Source organism: Maledivibacter halophilus, assembly GCF_900167445.1.
Taxonomy (GTDB): Bacteria; Bacillota; Clostridia; order Peptostreptococcales; family Caminicellaceae; genus Maledivibacter; species Maledivibacter halophilus.
On record NZ_FUZT01000015.1, the window covers coordinates 47,651 to 71,623 of the forward strand.

Here is a 23,973-nt window from a genome sequence, read left to right on the forward strand (position 1 = left end):
TTCAAAGTAGTTTATCTTTATTAATATATATTTTTATATTATTTTCCTTAACATATTGCCTTTCACTGGAATATTATACTATTGAACAAAAGAATATTTTAATAATTAATTGGAGGTGAATCAATGTCTGGTAATTTATTTGATGGGTTACTTGGTGGTTTTGGAAAGGACAATAATTTACTGTTACTATTGTTAATTTTCTTCTTATTTAGTGGTGGAGATCTCTTTGGTGGGGACTGTTCAGGGCCTCATAATAGGCCCCATCATTAATATATAGTAAAACAAATTGAATTTTAGTGTTGTTTACCCTTATAGCAAATTAGAAAATATAATATTTAAAAGAGCTGGGAAAATTCTCAGCTTTTTTTATGTTATAATATGACTAATTTAACCTGTTGTGCTAGTAAATCAAATTTTCTGTTCTAAAATATAAACTAGGGAGTTTTAATATTTCATTTTAGTGATTTTTATAAACCTGTTTTCACCTTAAAAATCGTATATAAAAACAGGTTTATAGCATGAACGAAAAGGAAATATTAAAACTCCCGATATAGGAACCAGCACAACGAGTTAATTTAACAAATTTAAAATCCAGGAGGTTTTTTTACCTATGAAAAGAAAAATTAATTTAAATAAGGAAGCGAAAGATTTGATTACCTCAGAAATCAAAAGATATTTTTCAAAGGAACGTGAAGAAGATATTGGAGATTTAGCTGCCACTATACTACTAGACTTTTTATGTGAAAATATAGGTCCCATTTTTTATAATCAAGGAATAAAGGATTCAATCATCTATATAAATGACAAATTGGATGACTTATATAACCTAGAAATCTAAAAATCTAGAAATATTTAACATTTAATCTATAGGTTTAACACATTCATACTCCTATGCATAATATATAATGAAAAGCTTTTTAAGTGGAGTGATCATATGTTAAATAGAAAAATACAACCTCGTAAACCACAAAGGTGTTTTAATCATTGTGCTATAAAGTATACTGTTGAAAAAGAAGATACAATTCATAAAATTGCATCAAATTTCAATATTTCTTTACGGGATTTAAAAAAGTACAATCGTCATATAATGAATTTAAATTATATTACTGAAGGTGATGTGATTTGTATTCCAAAGCCCCATCCCCATTGTTCATTTATAGAACCTTCATCTAATGCTCCCAAGGATTCTTATGTTCTTGTGGCAAGCTCTAATGGAATATGTATTTTAGCAAATTTACCTCCTATAGATAGATTAAAAGGAGATTACAACAGTTACTATGCCTATGCAATGGGAATGTTTAACTATGATTATGTAAAACTATCTAACGTATCTAAAAATCCCTCTATTTGGCTAGGAGAAATTAAAAATATCGAATTGAATCCTTTTACTAAAATTCTAATTAGTGCAAATAAGGAAAATAGCTCATTAAATCCTCCAGGTGACCTTGTGCTATTTGAAAATACCTAATTTTCTCTTTATACGATTGTTTTTTCAATCGTTTTTTCTTTGTACCTTCAGTATAAAATATTTTCTACATGATTTATCTTTATATAATTTTCTTTATTCATAAAAACTTCTATTGCATCTACTCGTATGTTAGAATTATAGATTCTATTTTGGGACAGATAAAATTGAAGTGTTTTTAATATATGTTTCATTTTTACCGCATTTATAGATTCGATAGGTCTACCATATAGTGTACTACGTCTAGTTTTAACCTCAATAAATACATAATAATCTTTAAATTTTGCTATAATATCAATTTCTCCAAATCTACATCTATAATTACAGTCTATTATCTTATATCCCTTTTTTCTTAGATATTTTACTGCTGCTGCTTCCCCCATATCCCCTATAGTTTTTGTCCTCAACATATATCCCCCTATTCATTATCCAATTTAGCTATAAAGGCTAAAACCTCTGCAACAACATTGTAAAGCTCCGGAGGTATTTCTTCCCCAATAGACAAATTATATAATTGTTGTGACAGCTTTTCATCCTTATAAATAGGAACATCATGCTTTTTAGCGACATCTTCTATCTTATCAGCTGTAATTCCTACACCTTGAGCTACTACCTTAGGTGCCGTATCCTTCTTTGAGTCATATCTCAAGGCATTGGCAATTCTTTTCTTTTTCATATCACTACACCCTTATATCTAAAGTACTTAATTCATTTTTATTTTCATTCATTGTTATATTAGTTAAATCAATTTTATCAGATGAAATATTGTATTTAAATGCAATATTATTAAAGTTATATTTTTTAAGACTTTCAACTAAAATACCTTCGTTGAACTTTATAATGCTTTTTATTTTTTCATTACGTACTCGGAAATTTAAATTTATATCTTTTCTATTTATTTCAATAAGCACCTGTACTAAATCCATCTTATTTGTGTTAAGAGATACAAATATTTTAGTGTCATTAATATTTATTTTCTTACTATTCTTAGAATCATTTTTTATGTAAACATCAAGGTTTTTAAGGGACTTATTAATATATAATGGTATCTGAAAAAAAGACATATTATCATTCAATTTATTGACAAAATCCAATGAAGTTTTTATTTCTTCTACATGTTTATTAAATATTTCGGTGACTTCCTTATTAAAACCACTGGTTTTAACAGTCTCAAATTTTTCCATCAATTCCCTTATTGCTAAGTTCAATTCATCTTTATCTTTTATATTAGATATATTAAATCTTCGGAGTATTTGCAAAATATTTTCTTTAATATTTTTTATAGGATAATTTTCCTTATTATTGACATCTGAACCTTCTGGTAAAACTTTTTCTTCTAAAATCTTTATGAGATTTTCAATTTGATTTGTTATATTCCTTTTACCTAATACTATATTGTCTAATAATACAATATTTTTAGTATTAAAATCCATATTATTTTTAAGCATAAAAACTAGTTTTTCAAAAGTAATATTGTTCTCACCCTTAATAAATTCACTAATAATTGGGGGCCTATCATATGATTTAGACATTTTGCTAGGAATCATATTCTTTTCATTCTGTAAATCTGATTCATTAACTAATACATTATTCTTCTCAACAATGTTTTCTTTAGTTGTGGCTTTTAAATAGGGTTCATGATTATTTTGAACTAAATTCTTAAGAAGGTCTTTAATATTATCATTTAACATATTTTTATTAAATCCTATATCATTTTCCTTAATATATTCAATAACTTTACCATAATATTTTTTTGTCGACTCTATTTCTGAGATTATATCCTTAGTTATTGGTATTTGATTTTTATATAGAAGTTCTATTAATTTTTTATTATTCTCATCTAATTTTATACCCATTTGAGATAGTTTACCTTCTAAAGAATTCAATCCCTTAGCATTACTTTTTATAAATAACTTTTCATCTACCTTGTCAACAACAATAAATTCAACAGTATCTCCCACATTATAATTAAATCCAGAGATATCCTTTGCCTCTATAGTAAGTTTATTGCTTAGTTCAAGAGTTATTGTATCTCCCACCATAGCTAAAACCTTAGCCTTTAATATATCTCCTAACATTAATCGTGAGAGCAAGTCACTTTTAACTTGGATTTTATTGTTATATATTGCATTAATCAGGTTTTGTATTTCCATAATAATCACCTTTTCTATGGACAAACTGTCAAAAGAAATAGTTTAAAATCAATAGCGAAAAGCCAATAACTAGGAGCTATATATTTTTCAAAAAACTTTTCCTATGGACTGGAGTTACCCCGTATTTATTAATTGCTTCATAATGCTCTTTTGTTCCATAGCCCTTATGCTTTGAAAAATTATATCCTGGGTATTTTCTGTCATATTCTCTAACTAAATTATCTCTCGTTACCTTGGCTATAATTGATGCAGCTGCTATAGATATACTTTTACTATCCCCTTTAACTATACTTCTTTGCTTTATATTTATATCGGCTAATTCTAAAGCATCTATTAATAAAAAGTCTGGTTTTATTTTTAAATCATATATAGCCCTCTTCATTGCAAGCTTTGTAGCATTAAATATATTTATTTGATCTATAATTCTATTATCTACAATTCCAACTCCTACATATAAAGCTGAATTATATATTTCTTTAAATAACTTTTCTCTTCTTTTCTCAGGTATCTTTTTTGAATCATCTACTCCGAGGATGATTTTATTTTTAGGCAGTATTACAGCAGAAGCCACTACAGGACCCGCTAAAGGCCCTCGACCAGCTTCATCTAAGCCGGCTATCAAATTATACCCTAAGTCAAAAAATCTTCCTTCTATTTGCCAAAGCTCTTCTAATCTTTTTATTTCCTTATTAATACTCTCCTGCTTTTTTTCCAATTTTAATGCATATTTTCTTACTGATTTTCTACTATCCTGATTAAGAATATCTATATAGGAAAATCTATCTTTCTCATCTAAATTATTAATATATTTTTCTATCTCTTTGCAAGACATCTTTGAAAAATCCATATATTAATTATCCTTTCCAAATTAAATTTTTGTTGTTACAAGTTATTTGTTGTTACAACTTACATATTCTAAGCTGCAAGTTTTTTGATCATTCTATTGTAATTAAAAAATTTTATGTTTTCTGCTATTATTTTATTTCTATTGATTCCTTTTAATTTCCTCTATTTTTTAAGCTAAATTTCCTATGAATGTTAATTGAGGAAATTGCATAACTCTAATTTGGCTGGGTTACATAATATATATGGTATGGCTTTGAAGATTTTAAAACTATATGTAGTAGATAATCTTTTGGGAAGGTAATTATGCAATTTGCTCACTTAATAAAATAACACATTACAAAAACGAGGAGCACTTTAAAGTGCTCCTATGCTCTATCTTTTACTTGGAACATGGAACTTGTAACTTAACCTACTACAAATCCCCAGGCTCTTCTAATGTAATCCTTCCAAGGATACCCTTTCTAAACTCATCTAAGACTATTCTTGAAACCTTAGAATAGTCTATTATACCTCCTGACCTCATACATCCCCTTTTCTTTCCTATACTTTCCATATTAATAACCGGATCTTCATCTAATTTGTCAATCTTATATCTTTCTTTTAAGTTATCAGGATATTTAAAGCTAATCTTTTCAATAAGTTTAACACACAGCTCATCCCTATCTAATATTTCGTCCTTTATTGCTCCTGTAAACCCTAGGTTTAAACCTACATTTTCATCCTGAATCTTTGGCCAAAGTATACCAGGAGTATCAAAAAGTTCTAAATCCTTTCTAAGTCTTATCCATTGTTTACCCTTAGTTACACCAGGCTTGTTACCAGTTTTAGCTGTTTTTTTCCCTGCTAGCTTATTTATCAGTGAAGATTTCCCTACGTTTGGGATTCCAACTATCATAACCCTTATTGGACGAATTTTTCTACCTTTATTTCTCATAGCTTCTATTTTATCCTTTGCAGAATTTTTAACTGCATCAATAAGATTGTTCATTCCTTCACCACTAATGGAATTAATAGGTATAGCTTCGGTCCCTTGCATTGCAAAATAATCAATCCATTGTCTCAATATCTTTGGGTCACATAAATCAGACTTATTCAAAATAATAACCTTGGGCTTATTCCCTATAATACCATCTATATCAGGGTTTTTACTGCTTATTGGTATTCTAGCATCTAAAAGTTCTAAAACAACATCTACAAGCCTTAGATTGTCTCTAATAAGCTCTTTGGTCTTTTTCATATGACCTGGATACCAATTTATATTCATACACATCACCACTTAAAAATTATTTTACCTATTATCTGTTTTTTATTAATAAAGCCTATATCTTGATATCTACTATCTATGCTAATTTTCCTATTATCTCCAATTACAAAAAAATTATTTTCAGGAATAACTCTACTTTGAAAATTACTATTAGAAGAATCACTAGAATAAGACTCATTTAACATTTTATTATTAATATAGACACTGCCAGATATGATCTTAATTGTTTCATTTTCTAATCCTATAATACGTTTTATTATATAATCTCTATTGTCTCTTTGCAACCTAAAAACTATTATATCTTTTCTCTTAGGGGACGAAAATAAAAATGCAATTTTATTAATTAAAGCCCAATCACCATCCTTTAAAATTGGATACATAGAATTGCCTTGAATCCTAATGGGCTTTAATATAAAAGCAGTAATTATAGCAAGAAATATAATAGATGTCAAAATATATTTAAATATTTTTTTAGCCATAATTTTACACACCATCTCATATTTATGAAAGACAACAAAAGGGACTGATATCAGTCCCCTTTAACATGCTAAATTAAAATTTTTTTTGCTTAACTTTAGCTGCTTTTCCAACTCTTTCTCTTAAATAATTCAGCTTAGCTCTTCTAACTTTACCTCTTCTTGTAACTTCAATTTTATCAATCTTTGGTGAATGCATTGGAAAAGTTTTTTCAACACCAACTCCAGATGAAATTTTTCTTACAGTAAAGGTTTCTCTAGCGCCACCATTTTGTCTTTTAAGAACAATACCTTCAAAAATCTGTATTCTTTCTCTCTTACCCTCTTTAACTTTTAGGTGGACTTTTACAGTATCACCTATTCCAATCTCAGGTAAGTCAGATTTAAGTTGCTCCTTTTCCAGTTCCTTAATGATTTCCATATTCATAGTTTTTACCTCCCTTCATCCTAGACGTTCATTCTAAGAATTATTAGAAGAGGACCGCCCGTATTGCCACAAGTTATTATATCATAGCATTAACTGCTAGACAACAATAAATTAGAAAATTTTTATATGTTTTTTCATTTATATGAACAACCAAGATTAAAAATTCATCATACTTTAGAGTTACTTATCTTTATAACCTCATTTATCATTTTTTTTAACTTTACTTTCTCCTTCATACTGATATCATCTCTTTTAAATAGCTTAGCAATTAAGTCCGGTCTTCTTTCAATAGTTATTCTTATTGATTCTTTGGTTCTCCATTCATCTATCAATTTATGATTACCTGACAATAATATTTCAGGAACCTTACGTCCTTTATAATTTGAAGGCCTTGTATAATGGGGATATTCTAAAAGCCCACTATAAAAGCTTTCATCAATGAAGGATTCACTTTTCCCCAGCACACCGGGAATCAATCTTGCAATTGAGTCTATCAGTACCATAGCAGGTAATTCTCCACCAGTAAGTACATAATCACCAATAGAAATTTCATCTGTAACCCATTCATCTATAATTCTCTGATCAATGCCTTCATAATGCCCGCATAACAAAACTAAATTCTCTTCATTTGAAAGGACCTTTGCAATTTTTTGATTATATGTTTTTCCTTTGGGAGTTAAATAAACAATTCTACTATTCTTCCTATTTTGTGTTATAGACTTTAATGCATCAAATAAAGGTTGATTCATTAAAACCATTCCACTTCCTCCACCATATGGATAATCATCTACCCTATTATGCTTATTCTTTGAAAAATCTCGTATATTTATTGGATTAATTTTTATTATACCCTTATTCCTAGCTCTTCCAATAATACTTTCCCCCATTATACTGTTAAACATTTCAGGGAAAAGCGTTAGTATATCTATATTCATTCCATCATACCTTCTATAAGCTTGACTTTTATTATATTTTTGTCAATATCTATTTCCTTTATAAATTCCTTTACAGCGGGAATAAATATCTTTTTTTTACTATCCTCATGCTGAACTACATATAAATCTTGTGTTGGATTTTGTATAACATCTATAAGCTTTCCTATGTAAGTATTGTCTTCTTCAATAACTTCTAAACCCACCAGGTCAAAAATATAATAAGTATCCTCTGGAAGCTCTTTAATCTTTTCCTTATCTATTGCAATATATTTATTTTTTAATTTTTCTACATCATTTATACTATCTAAATCTTTAAATTTCAATATTACAAGTTGATTTTTATATCTAACCTTCTCTATTTCAAGCTCCATATTAGTTTCATCTTCTAAATATAGACAATCTAGCTCTTCAAACCTTTCTTTTCTGTCGGTAAGTGGGTATATTCTAACTTCACCTCTTAAACCCTGAGTATTAACAATTTGTCCTACTCTTATTTTATCCTTCACCCAATCACCCTTTCATAATATAAAATCTAAAGCTAAAACAGTATCTTTATAATGTCTTTTTTAAATTCGGATTATTCATAAAATATTAATATTAAAAATTGATTATACCTTTATTTAAACTTAACTACACAGAAAAGGATTAGGGTAGACCTAATCCTTTCGGGTTCATGACAAATCATTATTTTCAAGTATATTCTAAGCTAATATTATGCCACACCCTATAATTTTATTGAATAATTTCCACTACTACACGTTTGTTTTCTCTAGTAGCAGCTGCTTTAACAACGGTTCTAATTGCTTTTGCAATTCTACCTTGCTTCCCAATAACTTTACCCATGTCTTCAGATGCAACTTTTAGTTCAATAATAACCGATTGAGTACCTTCAATTTCATTAACCTGTACTTCTTCGGGATGGTCCACTAAAGCCTTAGCAATAACTTTAACTAATTCTCCCATAATTTCACCCCCTAGAAGCCAACTTATGCCTTTTTAGCTTCTTCAATCTTTTCGTTTATACCATGCTTTTTAAATAAATCCTTTACTGTATCAGTTGGTTGAGCTCCATTATTAATCCATTTAACGGCTTTTTCGTCATCTATTTTAACCTCAACGGGTTCTGAGATAGGATTATAGTACCCAATTTCTTCAATAAATCTACCATTTCTTGGTGAACGTGAGTCTGCAACAACTATTCTGTAAAAAGGTCTCTTTTTAGCACCCATCCTTCTTAGTCTGATTTTTACTGCCATATAATTCACCTCCTCTAAATTAATAAAAATATTTATTCTTAAAAGAACGGCAATTTAAATTTACCGCCTTTTTTAAGCCCTTTTTCCATACCAGCCATTTGTTTCATCATCTTTTTAGTTTGCTGGAATTGTTTTAAAAGTTTATTTACAGCTTGAACGCTAGTTCCACTACCCTTAGCAATTCTTTTTCTTCTACTGCCTTTAATTATATTAGGATTTTTCCTTTCTTCAGCAGTCATTGACTGAATTATTGCTTCTATATGAACTAATTCCTTTTCGTCTACATTTAAGTTTTTTAGCTGCTTATTATTCATCCCAGGCATCATTTCCAATATTGAACTAAGTGGTCCCATATTCTTCATTTGCTCAAGCTGGTCTAAGAAATCTTCTAAATTAAAATCCTGGGTTTTTATTTTATTTTCTAAATTTTTCAGCTTTTTTTCATCAAAACTAGCTTGAGCCTTTTCTATAAGACTTAATACATCGCCCATTCCAAGTATTCTTGAAGCTAGTCTATCGGGATAAAAGGGTTCAAGATCAGTAAGCTTTTCTCCAACCCCAATATATTTTATAGGTTTACCTGTTACAGCCCTAACTGATAAAGCAGCTCCACCTCTAGTATCACCATCCAGCTTAGTTAATATAATACCTTCTAAGCCTAATTCTGAGTCAAAGGCCTTTGCAACATTTACTGCATCCTGACCAGTCATAGCATCAACAACTAACATAATTTCATGGGGTGTGACTTCTGTCTTTATATCCTTAAGTTCATTCATAAGCTTTTCATCAATATGAAGCCTTCCTGCAGTATCTATTATTACAACATCATTGCCATATTTTTTAGCATGCTCAATACCAGCCTTTGCAATATTTACTGGGCTCATTTTATCTCCCATGGAAAATACTGGTATATCAAGCTTTTCTCCAACTACTTGGAGCTGTTTAATAGCGGCAGGTCTATAAACATCGCAGGCAACTAATACAGGTCTTTTACCAAGCTTTTTAAGCTGTCCTCCAAGTTTACCACCAGTTGTAGTCTTACCTGCTCCCTGTAATCCAACTAACATTATTACAGTAGGAGGTTTTGAAGAAAAAGTAATTTTACTTTGGGTATTTCCCATTAGCTCTGTTAATTCTTCATTAACAATTTTAATTACCTGCTGTCCTGGTGTTAAGCTCTCTAAAACTCCATGACCAACTGTTCTCTCTGTAACTTTTTTGGTAAAATCCTTAACTACTTTATAGTTGACGTCGGCTTCAAGTAATGCAAGCTTTACCTCACGCATTGCACTTTTAACATCTTTTTCTGACAGCTTGCCCTTACCTTTAAGCTTTTTAAAGGTGTTTTGAAGCTTTTCGGAAAGACCTTCGAAAATCATTTTTTACCTCCTTAGAGTTTTTACAACCCCTCATCAAGAATTTCAAGAAGTAATCTTTTAAATACATCTATTCTATTTAATATATACTTTTTATCACAATCACTACTTAAGTCTAGGCTAAATTCGTCAATAGATTTTAATAACTTATTTACCTTTCCCCTTGTCTTTAAAAATTTGTTTAATAATCCAAGTTTATCTTCATAATCCTGTAAAATTTTCCAGGATCGTTTTATTGCATCGTAAACTGCTTGTCTACTTATACCTAGGTTTTCGGATATTTCTCCCAAAGAAAAGTCATGTATGCAATACAGGTTTAAAATATCCTGCTGCTTTTCTGTAAGTAATTTACCATAAAAAGCATACAAATTACCCAGTCTTATCTTTTTTTCTATCATCAATAACACTTCCTAAAATATAAGTGTAAAGGCTTTATGCTTTACAGATGTATTTTATAATACTATTATTCCATTGTCAATAGAAAATATTAAATAAATAATTTAATTCTCACTTAACAAAGCCTCGACAAAATCCTTTGGATTAAAGGGCTGAAGATCACCTACTCCCTCTCCAACTCCAATAAATTTCACAGGAATATCTAATTCAGAGGTTATTCCAAGAACTACTCCTCCCTTGGCTGTACCATCTAATTTAGTCAAGGTTATTCCAGTTATATCAGCAACTTCCTTAAAAGTTTTAGCCTGTTGAATAGCATTTTGTCCTGTGGTTGCATCTAAAACTAAAAGAATTTCCTTTCTTGCTTCAGGATACTCTCTTTCTATAATTTTGAATACTTTACCCAGCTCATTCATTAAATTCTTTTTATTATGAAGTCTTCCGGCTGTATCGCATATCAACACATCAGTTTTTTTAGCTTTAGCAGATTGAATGGCATCATATATTATAGCTGCTGGATCTGATCCTTCCTGTTGATGAATTACATTTACACCTGTTCTTTCACCCCATACTTTCAATTGGTCAATAGCTGCTGCCCTAAAGGTATCTCCTGCCACCATCATTACCTTCTTACCACTTCTTTTCAAATTATAGGCAAGTTTACCAATGGACGTAGTTTTGCCTACTCCATTAACTCCTATAACAACAATAATAGCAGGAGAAGGAGAAATATCTAAAGTATTTTCCTTTGTAGTAGTTAGTAAATCCTCTAATATTCTTTTTAAAACCGATTTTACTTCTTCAATATCAGATATTTTATTTGTCTTGATTTCTTCTCTTAATCTTTCAATTATTTTCATGGTGGTATTCATTCCTACATCAGACACAATAAGTATTTCTTCCAGCTCTTCAAGAAATTCTTCATCTACCTTAACATAGGACTTCATTAAAGAATCAATTTTTTCCGTTATACCTTTTCTAGTTTTGGTAAGTCCCAATTTTAATTTAGAAAAGAAATTGGTAGATTCTTTATTATTATCTAAGTCAATATTTTCTCCATCTCCTGAAGTTTCAGATAAATTCTCCTGAGAATCCTCTTCTTCACTAGATTGATTCTTATCCCCATTATCAACTTCCGCTAAAGGTTTTTCGATAATATCATCCTCTATTGCATCATCAGGGGATACATCTTTTTGAGTTTCTTCTTCTTTTATTACATCCTCTTCAATATTTACTTCTCCATTATCTTTTTTTATCTTCTTAAATAATTTCTTTAGCATTTGCTTACCTCCTATATAACCTATTCAATAGTATCTGTAATTTAAAACTTTATTTTAAGGGCCAATAAAAATGACCCTAAACTTAAAAATTAATATTTAAAGCTATAAAAGTACTAAAACAGCTTTTCCTAACTGGCAACTTCACTTAATTTTACAGAAACAACCTTTGAAACACCATATTCCTGCATTGTAATACCATATAAATAATCGATTATCTCCATAGTTCCCTTCCTATGGGTAATTATAATAAACTGAGAGTTCTTTGTAAACTCCTTTAAAAAATCAGCAAATCTAAAAATATTAACATCATCTAAAGCCGCTTCAATTTCATCCAGTATGCAAAATGGTGTTGGTTTAGTTCTTAGTATAGAAAATAAAAGTGCTATTGCAGTTAAAGCCCTTTCTCCACCGGATAGCAAACTAAGATTTTGTAGTTTTTTTCCTGGTGGTTGAGCAATAATATCTATATTTCCCTCCAGCACATCATCACTTTCATCTAATATAAGTTTAGCCTTGCCACCATTAAAAAGCTCATTAAATATTATATTGAAATTTCCATTTATTTCTTTAAAGCTTTCAATAAATTGTTGTTTCATTGTATTTTCCAATTCAAGAATCACTTGCTTAAGAGATTTTTGAGCTTTAATTAAATCTTCTTTTTGAGAATTCAAGAAAGTATATCTACCGTTAACTTCCTGATATTCTTTAATAGAGCTCAAATTTACTTCTCCTAAACCTTTCATTTCTTTATTAAGTGAGTTGATTCTTCTTGATGCTACATTAAAATCACCTATATCACTCTTATGATTAAGGGCGTCAATATAGCTTAGTTCATACTTTTCCCAAATCTTTTTAATAAAATTATCATGTTGAAGCTCTAATCTTGCTTTTTTAACTTCGATTTTATGAAGACTTTCTTTTAGATCATTTAAATTGTCGTCAATATTCTTTATGGTTTCAATTAATTTTTCATTTCTCTCATTCCAAATATTTTTTTCTTCTGTAAATTTCTTAATATTATAATCTATTTGTTTACATAAAACATTATTATCATTGATAGAAACCATTATATTATCTAATTTTCCCATAAGCTCTTCTTTTTCTTTTTGAAGTTTGCATAATTCCGTTTCCTTATTTAACCTATTGCTTTTCCAAGCTTCAATTGTATTTTCTATTCTAGCTATTTCACTTTTATTATTTTCATTTTTCTCATTTAGTGAGGCCAATTTAACCTTTATTGACGTTATTCTTTCCTTCAGAAAATTCATATCATTTTGCTTTTCACTAATAACTTTAGTTATAGCTTTAATATTATCTTCAAGCTCCTTATTTTCCGCTTGAAGAGATACTATATTTTTATGTTTTTTTGCTATTGAATCGTCCATATCACTTAATTCACTTTCTAATTCTTGAATTTCTTTATCTAAGCTTCCCATTGACAAATTAAGGGATTGACCTTGATTCTTAATATTCGATAATATATTTTCCTTTTTTAAAAGCTCAAGCTTGATATTTTCAATACAAGTAGAATTCTCCTGGAGCTCTTTATTTATATCTTCAATATTATTCTTAAGCTCTTGTAAATCTTTTTCATACTTTTCTGTTGATTTAGTAAGATTAGAAATCTCTACTTTGAGTTCCTTCAATTTTCTTTTCCTACTAAATACATTTGCAATCTTAGACTTATAGCTACCTCCTGTTATTGTTCCACCAGGATTTATAATATCTCCATCAAGGGTTACTATTTTAAATTTTCTTGCCATTTTTGATATCCTGACAGCTGAATCTATATTATCTACTATTATGATTCTGCCAAGTAAATAATTAAATAGATCATCATATTCATTGGATGTTGAAATAAGATTACTAGCTACCCCAATAAACCCCTTTATACTTTCCAGTTTAGTCCCAAAATTTTCGTGTCTTTGTCCTGAATATACATTAGATAAAGGAAGAAAAGTAACTCTTCCAAGGTTATTTTGTTTAAGATGCTTAATTATCCTTTTGGCATCATCTTCGTTATTGCAAACAATATTTTGCATTGAATAACCCAGAGCCACTTCCATAGCAATTTCATATTCCTTAGGTATGCTCATAAGCTGGGCAACAACCCCATGGACACCTTTACCAAAGGTATCATTATTCTTACATAATTTTAGAGTTTTTCTAACACTTGTGCTAAAACCCTCATAGGACTTTTCCATAGCATCGAGCAATTTCCTTTGGGACTCTATATCTCTCAAATTATTTTTTTCTTTTTCATATAAATTTAATAAATCCTGATAATTTTTTCTATATTCTCTATCTTTATTGATTAGTTTTTCTTTATATAGTGTTTTCTCATTTAATAAATCCTTTATTTTACCTATATCATTTTTTATATTATTTAGGTTCTTAAAATTTTCTTTTTCATCATTACTTAGATTCTGCTTTTCATTTTGAATTTTCTCTATTCTGTTTACAATATTTTCCTTCATTGTGTTTACGCTATTTATCTCACTTTTAGCAGAGGATATAGAATTTAAAACTTCTATAACTCTTCCTTTAAAATCCTCTGATTTATCTTGATTTTCTCTTATGGTTTCTAAGGTTTCATTGTATCTTTTATTCTCGTTAATAATGAGTTCCTCATTCCTGGATATGCAAATGTTTAGATTTTCCCCTTCGGCTAAAAGTGAAGTTAGCTTCAGATTTATGTCTTTATCTTGATCTGATATGTTTTCTATTTCTGTTTTTATTCTGGATACATTATTACCTATGTTTTGAATTTTTTCTTGATAAAGTATTTTCTCTCCTTCTAATTTCTTTATCAAATTAGTTATTTCAAAATAATTTTCCTTCATATCCTGAATATTATCTTGTAATTCCTCAATTTGCTTTTGACATTTACATTGTTCTTCAGATTTATTTTCTTTCTTCTTCAAGTAATCCAAATGCTGTGTCTTTACAATATTTAATTGTTCTTCTTCTGCCTTAAGCTTAAGCTTTACATCATCTATTTCCTTTAAAAACAAATTCAGTTCCAATTCCTTTAACTCTTTGGATAACTCCAAATACTTTGAAGCTTTTTCACTTTGCTTTTTTAAAGGCTCTATTCTTGCTTCAAGCTCCGCCAAAATATCTTCTATTCTTATAAGATTTTGATTAGTATTGTCAAGTTTTTTTTCAGCTTCAAGCTTCCTGGACTTAAACTTAACTATACCAGCAGCTTCTTCAAAAATCTGCCTTCTTTCTTCAGGCTTATTACTTAAAATACCGTCAATCTGACCTTGCCCTATAAGTGAATATCCATCAATTCCAATACCTGTATCCATTAACAATTCTCTAATATCCTTAAGTCTGCATGGAATTTTATTTATAAGATATTCACTTTCACCTGATCGATATAATCTTCTGGTTATGGTAACCTCGCTGTAATCTATAGGAAGTAACTTCTCGCTATTATTAAAGGTCAGTGATACCTCTGCCATACCCAAGGGTTTTCTATGGGAGGTTCCATTGAATATAATATCCTCCATCTTGCTCCCCCTTAAGGTTTTAGGACTTTGTTCACCAAGAACCCATCTTACAGCATCGATAACATTGCTTTTCCCACTGCCGTTTGGTCCAACAATACCTGTAATTCCATTTCTAAAATCAATAGATATTTTATCTGCAAAGGATTTAAATCCATAGACTTCAAGTTTTTTAAGGTACAAAGCAAACACCTCTTTTTCCTCATCTATCTAATATATATCACAATTAATAATTTCTTCATCATTTATATTGATTCTTACTTTATTTTTTAATATCCCTGAATCCTTAGTTATTTTAATACTATCAACATTATATCTAGATTTAAAATAAATTAGATTTTCTTTTTTTATGCCTACTAAATTTGATATTGCCTTTGGATTTAACATGAATTCCAGCTTATTTATTTTATTTTTGTGTAAATCTATTGAATTAACAATAGCTTCTTTAAAAACTTCTGCTTCTACTAACTGACGAAACGCTGGATGGAAAGGACCAGCTATTACATCTTTACCTTCCATTATATTATCAGTTGGTTGAAGTCCTATACGTATAATAGGAATATTATTTTTATAAAAGAGCTTATATATTTCTTTACAAATTAAAACGGCTTCATCAATATCTAAAGGTATATAATGCCCCTGCAAAAATAGTTTTTCAAGCTCAGTTCCTCGTACAACAAGGGTTGGATAAATTCTTACAAAATCAGGACAATAAGAAATTATTTTTTCTGCTGTATATAATGACTTTTCAAAACTATCACCGGGTAATCCTATCATCATTTGCAGACCCAATTTAAATCCCATTTTTCTAATTAGCTTGGAGGCAATTAACACATCCCGGGCCGAGTGGCCCCTTGAGCTTTTTCTAAGAACCTCATCCTTCAAGGATTGAACTCCAAGCTCTATTATTGAGACATCATTTTCTTTTAAATTTAAGAGTATTTCCTTATTAATATAGTCTGGCCTTGTTGAAAGTCTTATATCATCTACATATCCAGTCCTACGCCATTTACTTGCTATCTGTAAAAACTCTCTTTGCTTATTTATATTTATGCCGGTAAAACTGCCTCCAAAAAAGGCAATTTCAATATGCTTGTCCTTTTTTTCTCCAATTGACTCTACATAATCTTCAATTTGTTTCTGAATTTGAGCACCAGTTAAAGGAGTATCAATACCAGTTATTTTTTTTTGATTGCAAAACACGCAATCAAATGGACAACCATGATGGGGAACAAAAATAGGTATAATATAATTTTTTTTACTCAATATTACAGCTTCCTTTCATAACGTCTAATGCCATTCTGGCAGCATTTTGTTCAGATTCCTTCTTACTCTTCCCTTTTCCATGACCTAAAACACGAGCATTTCTTTTAACCTGGGTATAAAATGTCTTATTATGGTCTGGGCCTTTCTCATTTATAATTTCATATGTTATTTTTACATTAGAATCATTTTGTATTACTTCCTGTAAACGTGTTTTATAATCTATAAAGATTTTTCCACAAAGAGCATCATTTATAACTTCCCTCATTGTACTGAGGATAAACATTGTTGCACTATCTATTCCTCCATCTAAATAAATAGCTCCAATAATAGATTCAAATGCATCGGCTAATAATGACTGTCTTTCCCTGCCACCAGTTGCTTCTTCACCCTTGCCCAGCATTAAATAATATCCTAAATTAATCGTTTTAGCACAAAAAGATAGGGTTGTCTCACAGACAATTTTAGCTCTGGTTTTAGTAAGCTCTCCTTCTGGCAAATCAGGATAATTAATAAAAAGGTAGTCACTGATTACAAGTCCCAGTACAGAGTCTCCTAAAAACTCCAACCTTTCATTATATTTGCATTTTCTGTTCTTCCTTTCATTTGCATAGGAACTATGGGTTAACGCTTCAACTAATAATTCCTTATTCCTAAATTCATAGTGAATTAAGTCTTCAAATTCTTTTAAATTACCTCTATGCATCTTCTTTTCCTCCAAATTAAGAAGATATTTCGAATGCATTTTATAAAAGAGCAGAAAAGTTTCTTCAATCCTTTAAGTTTAATTCTTTAATAAAAAATATTCGAAAAACCTTCTCCAGTATAATATTTTGAAATTCCACATTACTATTTTATACTTATTTAGTACAAATTAAAAGTATTATTTAATAATGAGATCCTATATAGACTACTATCAATCAATTTTCTTTATCCATATAGATAGTAAGATGAGAAAATAATAAAAAGAAAAGAAAACGACTAAGGAAATAGCATAAAAATGCAACTTACAACGTTAAATTTAGAATATAAAATTAATAAAGCGTCGTTATGAAGTATCATATCATTAGACGCTTTATTAATTAAAGAAATTGCATAACTCTAATTTGGCAAAATTGCATATGCGAATATTATCCCTAATTTAATTATTTACAATAAAATATATTTTGATGGTATAGCTTCGAAGATTTTAAAACAATATGTGGTAGTTAGTTTTTTGAGAAGGCAATTATGCAATTTGCTCAATTCATTAATTCTATTCTTTATATTTCTTTAAAACTATTGCAACATTATGTCCTCCAAAACCCAATGAATTGGAAAGGGCATAATTAACTTCTCTTTTCTTTCCTTCATTGGGCACATAATCCAAATCAAGTTCGGGATCGGGATTCAGTATATTTATTGTAGGATGAATATAGTCTTCCTTTACAGCCAATAGAGATGCTATTGCTTCTATTGAACTAGCTGCACCAAGAAGATGTCCTGTCATTGATTTTGTAGAATTAATTGATAGATTATATGCGTGCTGACCAAATACAGTTTTTATCGCCATGGATTCAAATTTATCATTGTAGGGAGTTGAAGTACCATGGGCATTTATATAATTTACATCCTCAGGCTTTATTCCAGCATCATCAATAGCATTCTTCATTGCCCTAGCGGCACCTTCTCCTTCAGGAGCTGGTGCTGTTATATGATAAGCATCAGATGACATACCATAGCCTACTATTTCCCCATATATTGTTGCACCTCTTTTTTTAGCATGTTCTAGTTCTTCTAAAATAATTATTCCTGAGCCTTCCCCCATTACAAACCCATCTCTGTCTTTGTCAAAGGGGCGAGATGCAGTTTTAGGATCATCATTTCTTGTGGACATAGCCTTCATCGTACAAAAACCAGCTACTGACAAAGGAGTTATAGATGCTTCAGCTCCACCTGAAAACATCATATCAGCGTCGCCTCTTTCAATGATTTTAAAGGCTTCTCCAATAGCATTATTAGATGAGGCACAGGCAGATACTGAAGTGATACTTGGTCCCTTAGCCCCTAAGGCCATAGAAATATGACCTGCACCAATGTTGGAAATCATCATTGGTATAAAAAATGGACTAACCCTTTTGGGACCTTTTTTGTTTAGCTTATCATATTCCTTTTCTAAAGTCTCAATGCCACCAACACCAGAACCTAATGATACTCCAACTCTTTCTCTATTAACTTTATCTAAATTTAATTTTGAATCTTCTAAAGCCATTTTAGAAGCCGCCACTGCAAATTGAGTGAATCTATCCATTCTCCTGGCTTCTTTCTTCTCAAAATAATCATGGGGATCAAAATCTTTAACCTCACCAGCAATTTGAGTAGTATAGTCCGATACATCAAACTTTGTAATCTTATCTACACCACTAACACCTTTTTTTAATGCATTCCAATAGTTTTCTTTGCCAATACCAATTGGAGAAATTACACCTATTCCTGTTATGACTACTCTTCTTTTACTCAATTAAATTCCTCCTATACCTATCTACTATTTTGATTTTTCTTCAATGTATTTTGCTATATCACCTATGTTTTTAAAATTTTCAGCATCTTCATCAGGGATTTCAATCTCAAATTCATCCTCAAGGGCCATGATTACTTCTACAGCATCAAGAGAATCAGCTTCTAAGTCTCCCATTAAAGAAGTTTTAGGAGTAATCTCCTCTACATTATCTATATCTAATTGCTCAACAATAATTTCTACCACTTTATCAAATACCATATTAAACACCTAACCTTTCTCAGTAATTTTTTTATATAAAATGAAACTTGAGATAATTGCATAATTTCAATTTGAGACAATTGTATATCTGTATATTATTCTAATTATGCAATTTCCTAAATTATAAATTTAGAATATATAGACTGCTTTTTAGACTAGTCTATTGAGTTGATAGTTGATAACTTATGAGTTATAGTTTATTACATAACCATACCACCATCTATATTTATAACCTGCCCAGTTACATAACTAGCTTCCTGAGAGCATAAGAAAAATACTACATTTGCCACATCCTCTGGTGTACCCATTTTGCCTAAGGGTATATTTTTGGCATAATTTTCTACTACTTCTTCTGAAAGTTTTTTAGTCATTTCTGTTTCAATGAATCCTGGGGCAACGGCATTAACATTAATGCCTCTAGATGCTAATTCTTTAGCAGTGGATTTTGTAAATCCTATAATCCCAGCCTTTGAGGCAGAATAATTAGCTTGGCCAGCATTTCCAATAATTCCTACAATAGATGCTATATTAACTATTTTTCCTCTTCTTTGCTTCATCATTTTTTTACCAACCAATTTTGTACATAAAAAGGTTCCCTTTAAATTGACACTCATTACCTTATCCCAATCGTCTTCTTTCATTCTTATGAGTAAAGTATCTTTTGTAATTCCTGCATTATTTATTAGTATATCTATATTTGAGAATTGTTTTTCCGTTTCTTTTATTAAATTCTTCACATCATCGGAATTTGAAACATCTGCTTTAATAGCCAAAGCCTCTCTTCCCATTTTCTTAATCTCATTTACTACTTCCTCTGCCTTAGTTGAATTGCTAGTATAATTAACTACTATATTGGCACCTTTTTCTGCTAATTTTAATGCCACAGCCTTGCCAATGCCCCTTGAGCCACCAGTTACTATTGCTGTTTTACCTGACAAACACATAACACTACCTCCATATGTAGTTTTTATTTGATTTTCTTTATTCTAGAGCCTTTAAAGTTTTTTCAAGGGATTCCATATCTTCAACATTCAATATTTGCACATTACGTGAAATCCTTTTAATGAAACCGGATAATGCTTTTCCTGGACCCACTTCTACAAAAGTATCTATTCCATCTTTTATCATTCTCTTTACAGAATCTTCCCATAGAACAGAATTACTCACTTGCTTGACCAAAAGCTTACTTACCTGTGAAACAGAATTGTAATACTCTGCTGTAACGTTGGCAACTATCGGATATGTGAATTCTTTAAACTCTATTTTATCCAGCTCTTTTGATAGCTTTTCTCCAGCACCCTTTAGCATACTTGAATGAAAGGGGGCTGAAACATTTAACACTTTAGCTTTTTTTGCCCCAAGTTCTTTTCCTATCTGAACAGCTTTTTCTACAGCCTTTATTTCTCCTGAAATTACTGTTTGAATTGGAGAATTGAAATTAGCTGGCTCCACAACACCAAACTGTGAGGCTTTATTGCAGGCCTCTATAACCTTTTCTCTATCAAGTCCAATAAATGCCGCCATTGTCCCTACACCAAGGGGAACCTCCTGCTGCATGTATCTGCCTCTTTTTCTTACAACCTTCACTGCTTCTTCAAAGGACATTACATTTGATGCCACAAGAGCTGAAAATTCACCCAAACTTAAGCCTGCTAATGCCTTTGGTTTATATCCATGTTTTATTAACACTTCATATGCCGCTATACTTACAGTCAAAATTGCAGGCTGGGTATTTTCAGTTTTCTTAAGCTCATCTTCTGGTCCTTCAAAGCAAAGTTCTTTCATATCGTATCCTAGAGAATCAGAAGCCCTTTCAAAAATATCATTTGCTATATTAAAATTTTCTACAAACTCTTTTCCCATTCCAACATACTGTGCTCCTTGTCCTGGAAAAACAAAAGCTATATTTTTCATTTCATTTCCTCCTAAATTACCATTTGATTACACAAGAACCCCAGGTAAGGCCTGCTCCAAATCCAACTAAAACAAGATTATCACCTTTTTTTATTTTTCCATTTCTTACAGCTTCATCTAATGCCACTGGTATAGAAGCTGCTGACATGTTTCCATACTTATCAAGATTAACATAAACTTTTTCGATTGGCAGCTTTAAACGCTTTGCAGCTGCAGCTATAATCCTGGTATTTGCTTGATGGGGTACTAAATAGTCAATATCCTCAACGCCTAAATCACACAGCTCTAAAGCCTTTTTAGCTGCATTTCCCATTGCTCTAACTGCAAATTTGAAAACCTCACTTCCATCCATTTTTATATAGTGAAGATTTTGCTCAACTGTTTCTACTGAAGCAGGCATTCTTGAACCACCTGCTGGAAGTGTTAAAAATTTGCCCCCTTCTCCATTAGCTCCTAAATGGGTAGATAAAATTCCACTGCCTTCTTCTGTAGGACCTAATACTGCAGCACCTGCTCCATCTCCAAATAAAACACAGGTGTTTCTATCATTCCAATTCATGACTTTTGAAAGGGTTTCTGCTCCAATAATAAGAACTTTATTATATACCCCTGCGGCTATAAACTGTTTAGCAACAGCTAATTCATATAGGAATCCTGAACAGCCAGCACTGAGGTCAAAGGCTGCAGCACCTACTGCTCCAATATTATCTTGAACAATGCAAGCAGTTGCAGGAAAAGCCATATCCTCTGTAACAGTTGCAACAATAATTAAATCAATTTCCTGAGCTTTCACATTTGCAGCCTTCAAAGCTTTCAATGCTGCCTCAGTTGCTAAATCCGAAGTTGCAGTATTATCATCGGCTATTCGCCTACTGTGTATCCCTGTTCTTGTTACAATCCATTCATGTGATGTATCAACTATCTTTTCTAAGTCATAATTGGTAATAATTTTTTCTGGCAAACTACTTCCAGTGCCTAATATACCAACACTTCTTAAGGTTTTATTCAAATTCATCAGCTCCCATACGATTAATTTCTTCTTCTATCCTTTCAATTACACCTCTTTGGCTGAAAAGCTCTCCATATTTAATTGCATTCTTTATTGCTTTGCCATTTGAACTTCCATGGGCTTTGATTACCGGTTTTTTAACTCCCAAAAGCGGCGCTCCACCATATTCTGTATAGTCAAGCCTTGATTTAAAATCCTTTAGTCCACCCTTTAATGCTATTGCACTAAGTTTACTAAAAATATCCTTTGTTAAAACCTCCTTAAGCATAGACATTAGACTCATGGCAACACCCTCTGTAAGCTTGAGTATTACATTTCCAACAAATCCATCACATACTATCACATCTACAATACCATAGGGTATATCTCTAGCTTCAACATTGCCATAAAAATTAAGATTTGAGCTTTTCATAATATCATAGGATTTATTTATCAGCTTATTACCTTTACCCTCTTCTGTTCCAATATTAACTATTCCAACCTTTGGATTTCTTATATTTAATACATTTTCCAAATAGGCTGATCCCATAACACCAAATTCATAAAGATTTCTTGGTTTACATTCAGCATTTGCCCCTGCATCGATTAAAATTGAAGAACCTTTTTTGGTAGGATAAATTGAAGCAATTGCTGGTCTATCTATTCCCTTTATTCTTCCGAGTCTCAATGAAGCACCTGCCAGCAAGGCGCCTGTATTCCCTGCTGATACAAATACTTCTGCTTCATTTTTTTTAAGTAATTTAAAGCCTACTGCCATAGAGGAGTTTCTTTTTCGCCGAATAGCTTGAACTGGTTTGTCTTCGTTACTGATTATCTCGTCGGCATTTACAATATCTATTCTTCTATAATCCTTTGTCCTTTTCTCCAATTCACTCTTTATTATTTGTTCCTTTCCTACCAAAACAATATTTGAATCTATTTCTTTTAAAGAGCTTATACATCCTTCAACTATAGCTCCTGGGGCTTTATCTCCACCCATTGCATCTATTGCAATCTTCATTTTATTCTCCCCCTAAAAATGTCTATATAGACACTAAAATAAATTTTCCTCTAAAGACTTGCTCATCCTTAACCGTTATCTTCACATGAACAAAATAGTTATTTCCTCTAACTCTTGTGACTTCCGCTTTAGCTATAAGCTTTTGTCCCGATAAAACTGGAACTCTATATTTTATATTGGCAACACCTGTCAATGCCACATCAGCATCTATAACTGCCATTGCCAAAGATTCAGCCATAGCAAATATGTAGTGACCTCTAACAATTTTGGTTTTTTTGAAAACCATACTGGAATCAGTTTCCAAAATAGAAATCCCTTTTTTATTTAATTCAATATCAATAAGTTCTCCTATTATCTCTGCTTCACCTATAGTTCTAACTTTCTTGTAATTAATTTTAGCAACATTTCTAATTCTTTCCCTTAACTCTGGAATATTAAGATACAATCTATCTAATCTTATAGTTTGAATACTAACATTAAAGAGCTCGCTCAACTCTTCATCTGTAATAAAGGGATTTTCCTGGATCTCTTTTTTCAATCTCTCCAGCCTATCTTTTCTTTTAAGCTTTTTTGAAGACACAAATCCCACCTCTTTATTAATATTAATTAATCTATTTTTAACAAGTCTTAGTACCTGATG

Annotated in this window: 27 protein-coding genes; 3 read left to right on the forward strand and 24 right to left on the reverse strand. The window is 30.8% G+C overall.

The genetic code is table 11. From position 1 onward, the window contains the following. Window positions 1-123: 123 nt before the first annotated feature. The 3 genes from B5X81_RS27650 to B5X81_RS22315 all read left to right on the forward strand — a co-directional run bounded on the left by B5X81_RS27650 (window position 124) and on the right by B5X81_RS22315 (window position 1,468). On the forward strand, window positions 124-270 hold the full coding sequence (locus B5X81_RS27650) for a hypothetical protein (protein WP_170917558.1): 147 nt from the start codon (window positions 124-126) through the stop codon (window positions 268-270). Between the two features lie 340 nt (window positions 271-610). Next, window positions 611-838 carry a DUF2164 domain-containing protein gene (locus B5X81_RS22310; RefSeq protein WP_079495043.1) on the forward strand — a complete coding sequence of 76 codons (228 nt, stop codon included), beginning with the start codon at window positions 611-613 and terminating at the stop codon, window positions 836-838. A gap of 96 nt (window positions 839-934) precedes the next feature. Next, window positions 935-1,468, forward strand: a complete 534-nt coding sequence (locus B5X81_RS22315; RefSeq protein ID WP_079495044.1) for a LysM peptidoglycan-binding domain-containing protein — start codon at window positions 935-937, stop codon at window positions 1,466-1,468. Between the two features lie 47 nt (window positions 1,469-1,515). Here B5X81_RS22315 and B5X81_RS22320 read toward each other — a convergent pair whose 3' ends face one another. From B5X81_RS22320 to fapR, 24 genes are all read right to left on the reverse strand, one after another. Continuing rightward, window positions 1,516-1,875: a YraN family protein gene (locus tag B5X81_RS22320; RefSeq protein ID WP_208985122.1), complete on the reverse strand. Its 360-nt coding sequence runs from the start codon at window positions 1,873-1,875 to the stop codon at window positions 1,516-1,518. An 8-nt stretch (window positions 1,876-1,883) separates the two neighbouring features. Next, window positions 1,884-2,141 carry an EscU/YscU/HrcU family type III secretion system export apparatus switch protein gene (locus B5X81_RS22325; RefSeq protein ID WP_079495047.1) on the reverse strand — a complete coding sequence of 86 codons (258 nt, stop codon included), beginning with the start codon at window positions 2,139-2,141 and terminating at the stop codon, window positions 1,884-1,886. 4 nt (window positions 2,142-2,145) lie between these two features. Continuing rightward, entirely contained in the window at window positions 2,146-3,618 is a 1,473-nt protein-coding gene (locus B5X81_RS22330) for a hypothetical protein (RefSeq protein WP_079495048.1), read from the reverse strand. Window positions 3,619-3,694: 76 nt separating this feature from the next. Then, on the reverse strand, window positions 3,695-4,450 hold the full coding sequence (locus B5X81_RS22335) for a ribonuclease HII (protein ID WP_244282214.1): 756 nt from the start codon (window positions 4,448-4,450) through the stop codon (window positions 3,695-3,697). A 426-nt stretch (window positions 4,451-4,876) separates the two neighbouring features. Next, entirely contained in the window at window positions 4,877-5,728 is an 852-nt protein-coding gene (gene ylqF / locus B5X81_RS22340) for a ribosome biogenesis GTPase YlqF (protein WP_079495052.1), read from the reverse strand. Between the two features lie 5 nt (window positions 5,729-5,733). Then, window positions 5,734-6,207: a signal peptidase I gene (lepB, locus tag B5X81_RS22345; protein WP_170917559.1), complete on the reverse strand. Its 474-nt coding sequence runs from the start codon at window positions 6,205-6,207 to the stop codon at window positions 5,734-5,736. Window positions 6,208-6,280: 73 nt separating this feature from the next. Next, window positions 6,281-6,625: a 50S ribosomal protein L19 gene (gene rplS / locus B5X81_RS22350; RefSeq protein WP_079495209.1), complete on the reverse strand. Its 345-nt coding sequence runs from the start codon at window positions 6,623-6,625 to the stop codon at window positions 6,281-6,283. A 173-nt stretch (window positions 6,626-6,798) separates the two neighbouring features. Beyond that, a complete protein-coding gene (trmD, locus tag B5X81_RS22355; RefSeq protein ID WP_079495055.1) occupies window positions 6,799-7,566 on the reverse strand; it encodes a tRNA (guanosine(37)-N1)-methyltransferase TrmD in 768 nt (255 codons plus the stop codon). Further along, entirely contained in the window at window positions 7,563-8,072 is a 510-nt protein-coding gene (gene rimM, locus B5X81_RS22360; RefSeq protein ID WP_079495056.1) for a ribosome maturation factor RimM, read from the reverse strand. The genes trmD and rimM overlap by 4 nt, the downstream gene beginning before the upstream one ends. 226 nt (window positions 8,073-8,298) lie before the next feature. After that, window positions 8,299-8,529 (reverse strand): KH domain-containing protein, encoded by a 231-nt coding sequence (locus tag B5X81_RS22365; protein ID WP_079495057.1) that lies wholly within the window; start codon window positions 8,527-8,529, stop codon window positions 8,299-8,301. A 23-nt stretch (window positions 8,530-8,552) separates the two neighbouring features. Beyond that, window positions 8,553-8,822 carry a 30S ribosomal protein S16 gene (gene rpsP, locus B5X81_RS22370; protein ID WP_079495059.1) on the reverse strand — a complete coding sequence of 90 codons (270 nt, stop codon included), beginning with the start codon at window positions 8,820-8,822 and terminating at the stop codon, window positions 8,553-8,555. A 38-nt stretch (window positions 8,823-8,860) separates the two neighbouring features. Further along, on the reverse strand, window positions 8,861-10,201 hold the full coding sequence (gene ffh, locus B5X81_RS22375) for a signal recognition particle protein (RefSeq protein WP_079495060.1): 1,341 nt from the start codon (window positions 10,199-10,201) through the stop codon (window positions 8,861-8,863). Window positions 10,202-10,221: 20 nt separating this feature from the next. Then, a complete protein-coding gene (gene ylxM / locus B5X81_RS22380) occupies window positions 10,222-10,596 on the reverse strand; it encodes a YlxM family DNA-binding protein (protein ID WP_079495062.1) in 375 nt (124 codons plus the stop codon). Between the two features lie 102 nt (window positions 10,597-10,698). Continuing rightward, window positions 10,699-11,874, reverse strand: a complete 1,176-nt coding sequence (ftsY, locus tag B5X81_RS22385; RefSeq protein ID WP_079495063.1) for a signal recognition particle-docking protein FtsY — start codon at window positions 11,872-11,874, stop codon at window positions 10,699-10,701. Window positions 11,875-12,002: 128 nt separating this feature from the next. Next, on the reverse strand, window positions 12,003-15,572 hold the full coding sequence (smc, locus tag B5X81_RS22390) for a chromosome segregation protein SMC (RefSeq protein WP_170917560.1): 3,570 nt from the start codon (window positions 15,570-15,572) through the stop codon (window positions 12,003-12,005). Between the two features lie 27 nt (window positions 15,573-15,599). Beyond that, on the reverse strand, window positions 15,600-16,655 hold the full coding sequence (locus tag B5X81_RS22395; RefSeq protein ID WP_079495066.1) for an elongator complex protein 3: 1,056 nt from the start codon (window positions 16,653-16,655) through the stop codon (window positions 15,600-15,602). Then, the gene (gene rnc, locus B5X81_RS22400) at window positions 16,648-17,358 is read right to left on the reverse strand and encodes a ribonuclease III (RefSeq protein ID WP_079495068.1); all 711 of its coding nucleotides are present in this window, start codon (window positions 17,356-17,358) and stop codon (window positions 16,648-16,650) included. The genes B5X81_RS22395 and rnc overlap by 8 nt, the downstream gene beginning before the upstream one ends. Before the next feature lie 549 nt (window positions 17,359-17,907). Further along, entirely contained in the window at window positions 17,908-19,152 is a 1,245-nt protein-coding gene (gene fabF, locus B5X81_RS22405; RefSeq protein ID WP_079495069.1) for a beta-ketoacyl-ACP synthase II, read from the reverse strand. A 24-nt stretch (window positions 19,153-19,176) separates the two neighbouring features. After that, window positions 19,177-19,410 (reverse strand): acyl carrier protein, encoded by a 234-nt coding sequence (gene acpP / locus B5X81_RS22410; protein WP_079495071.1) that lies wholly within the window; start codon window positions 19,408-19,410, stop codon window positions 19,177-19,179. Window positions 19,411-19,610: 200 nt separating this feature from the next. Beyond that, window positions 19,611-20,354: a 3-oxoacyl-[acyl-carrier-protein] reductase gene (fabG, locus tag B5X81_RS22415; protein ID WP_079495072.1), complete on the reverse strand. Its 744-nt coding sequence runs from the start codon at window positions 20,352-20,354 to the stop codon at window positions 19,611-19,613. Window positions 20,355-20,391: 37 nt separating this feature from the next. Beyond that, window positions 20,392-21,324, reverse strand: a complete 933-nt coding sequence (gene fabD / locus B5X81_RS22420; RefSeq protein ID WP_079495074.1) for an ACP S-malonyltransferase — start codon at window positions 21,322-21,324, stop codon at window positions 20,392-20,394. 16 nt (window positions 21,325-21,340) lie between these two features. Beyond that, a complete protein-coding gene (locus B5X81_RS22425) occupies window positions 21,341-22,339 on the reverse strand; it encodes a beta-ketoacyl-ACP synthase III (RefSeq protein WP_079495075.1) in 999 nt (332 codons plus the stop codon). Continuing rightward, a complete protein-coding gene (plsX, locus tag B5X81_RS22430; protein ID WP_079495077.1) occupies window positions 22,326-23,333 on the reverse strand; it encodes a phosphate acyltransferase PlsX in 1,008 nt (335 codons plus the stop codon). Before plsX ends, B5X81_RS22425 begins: the two co-directional genes overlap by 14 nt. A gap of 22 nt (window positions 23,334-23,355) precedes the next feature. Further along, window positions 23,356-23,913 (reverse strand): transcription factor FapR, encoded by a 558-nt coding sequence (gene fapR, locus B5X81_RS22435; RefSeq protein WP_079495078.1) that lies wholly within the window; start codon window positions 23,911-23,913, stop codon window positions 23,356-23,358. Between the last annotated feature and the right edge of the window lie 60 nt (window positions 23,914-23,973).

What these genes read in the sequence shown, in the direction of transcription:
- rplS (WP_079495209.1), bottom strand. Translation starts at nt 6,625, where the DNA reads ATGGAAATCATTAAGGAACTGGAAAAGGAGCAACTTAAATCTGACTTA.
- ylqF (WP_079495052.1), bottom strand. Translation starts at nt 5,728, where the DNA reads ATGAATATAAATTGGTATCCAGGTCATATGAAAAAGACCAAAGAGCTT.
- ylxM (WP_079495062.1), bottom strand. Translation starts at nt 10,596, where the DNA reads ATGATAGAAAAAAAGATAAGACTGGGTAATTTGTATGCTTTTTATGGT.
- rnc (WP_079495068.1), bottom strand. Translation starts at nt 17,358, where the DNA reads ATGCATAGAGGTAATTTAAAAGAATTTGAAGACTTAATTCACTATGAA.
- acpP (WP_079495071.1), bottom strand. Translation starts at nt 19,410, where the DNA reads ATGGTATTTGATAAAGTGGTAGAAATTATTGTTGAGCAATTAGATATA.
- B5X81_RS22310 (WP_079495043.1), top strand. Translation starts at nt 611, where the DNA reads ATGAAAAGAAAAATTAATTTAAATAAGGAAGCGAAAGATTTGATTACC.
- B5X81_RS22315 (WP_079495044.1), top strand. Translation starts at nt 935, where the DNA reads ATGTTAAATAGAAAAATACAACCTCGTAAACCACAAAGGTGTTTTAAT.
- rpsP (WP_079495059.1), bottom strand. Translation starts at nt 8,822, where the DNA reads ATGGCAGTAAAAATCAGACTAAGAAGGATGGGTGCTAAAAAGAGACCT.
- ftsY (WP_079495063.1), bottom strand. Translation starts at nt 11,874, where the DNA reads ATGCTAAAGAAATTATTTAAGAAGATAAAAAAAGATAATGGAGAAGTA.
- ffh (WP_079495060.1), bottom strand. Translation starts at nt 10,201, where the DNA reads ATGATTTTCGAAGGTCTTTCCGAAAAGCTTCAAAACACCTTTAAAAAG.
- B5X81_RS22330 (WP_079495048.1), bottom strand. Translation starts at nt 3,618, where the DNA reads ATGGAAATACAAAACCTGATTAATGCAATATATAACAATAAAATCCAA.
- trmD (WP_079495055.1), bottom strand. Translation starts at nt 7,566, where the DNA reads ATGAATATAGATATACTAACGCTTTTCCCTGAAATGTTTAACAGTATA.
- B5X81_RS22320 (WP_208985122.1), bottom strand. Translation starts at nt 1,875, where the DNA reads ATGTTGAGGACAAAAACTATAGGGGATATGGGGGAAGCAGCAGCAGTA.
- fabG (WP_079495072.1), bottom strand. Translation starts at nt 20,354, where the DNA reads ATGTGTTTGTCAGGTAAAACAGCAATAGTAACTGGTGGCTCAAGGGGC.
- B5X81_RS22365 (WP_079495057.1), bottom strand. Translation starts at nt 8,529, where the DNA reads ATGGGAGAATTAGTTAAAGTTATTGCTAAGGCTTTAGTGGACCATCCC.
- lepB (WP_170917559.1), bottom strand. Translation starts at nt 6,207, where the DNA reads ATGGCTAAAAAAATATTTAAATATATTTTGACATCTATTATATTTCTT.
- plsX (WP_079495077.1), bottom strand. Translation starts at nt 23,333, where the DNA reads ATGAAGATTGCAATAGATGCAATGGGTGGAGATAAAGCCCCAGGAGCT.
- B5X81_RS22325 (WP_079495047.1), bottom strand. Translation starts at nt 2,141, where the DNA reads ATGAAAAAGAAAAGAATTGCCAATGCCTTGAGATATGACTCAAAGAAG.
- B5X81_RS27650 (WP_170917558.1), top strand. Translation starts at nt 124, where the DNA reads ATGTCTGGTAATTTATTTGATGGGTTACTTGGTGGTTTTGGAAAGGAC.
- B5X81_RS22425 (WP_079495075.1), bottom strand. Translation starts at nt 22,339, where the DNA reads ATGAATTTGAATAAAACCTTAAGAAGTGTTGGTATATTAGGCACTGGA.
- B5X81_RS22335 (WP_244282214.1), bottom strand. Translation starts at nt 4,450, where the DNA reads ATGTCTTGCAAAGAGATAGAAAAATATATTAATAATTTAGATGAGAAA.
- fabD (WP_079495074.1), bottom strand. Translation starts at nt 21,324, where the DNA reads ATGAAAAATATAGCTTTTGTTTTTCCAGGACAAGGAGCACAGTATGTT.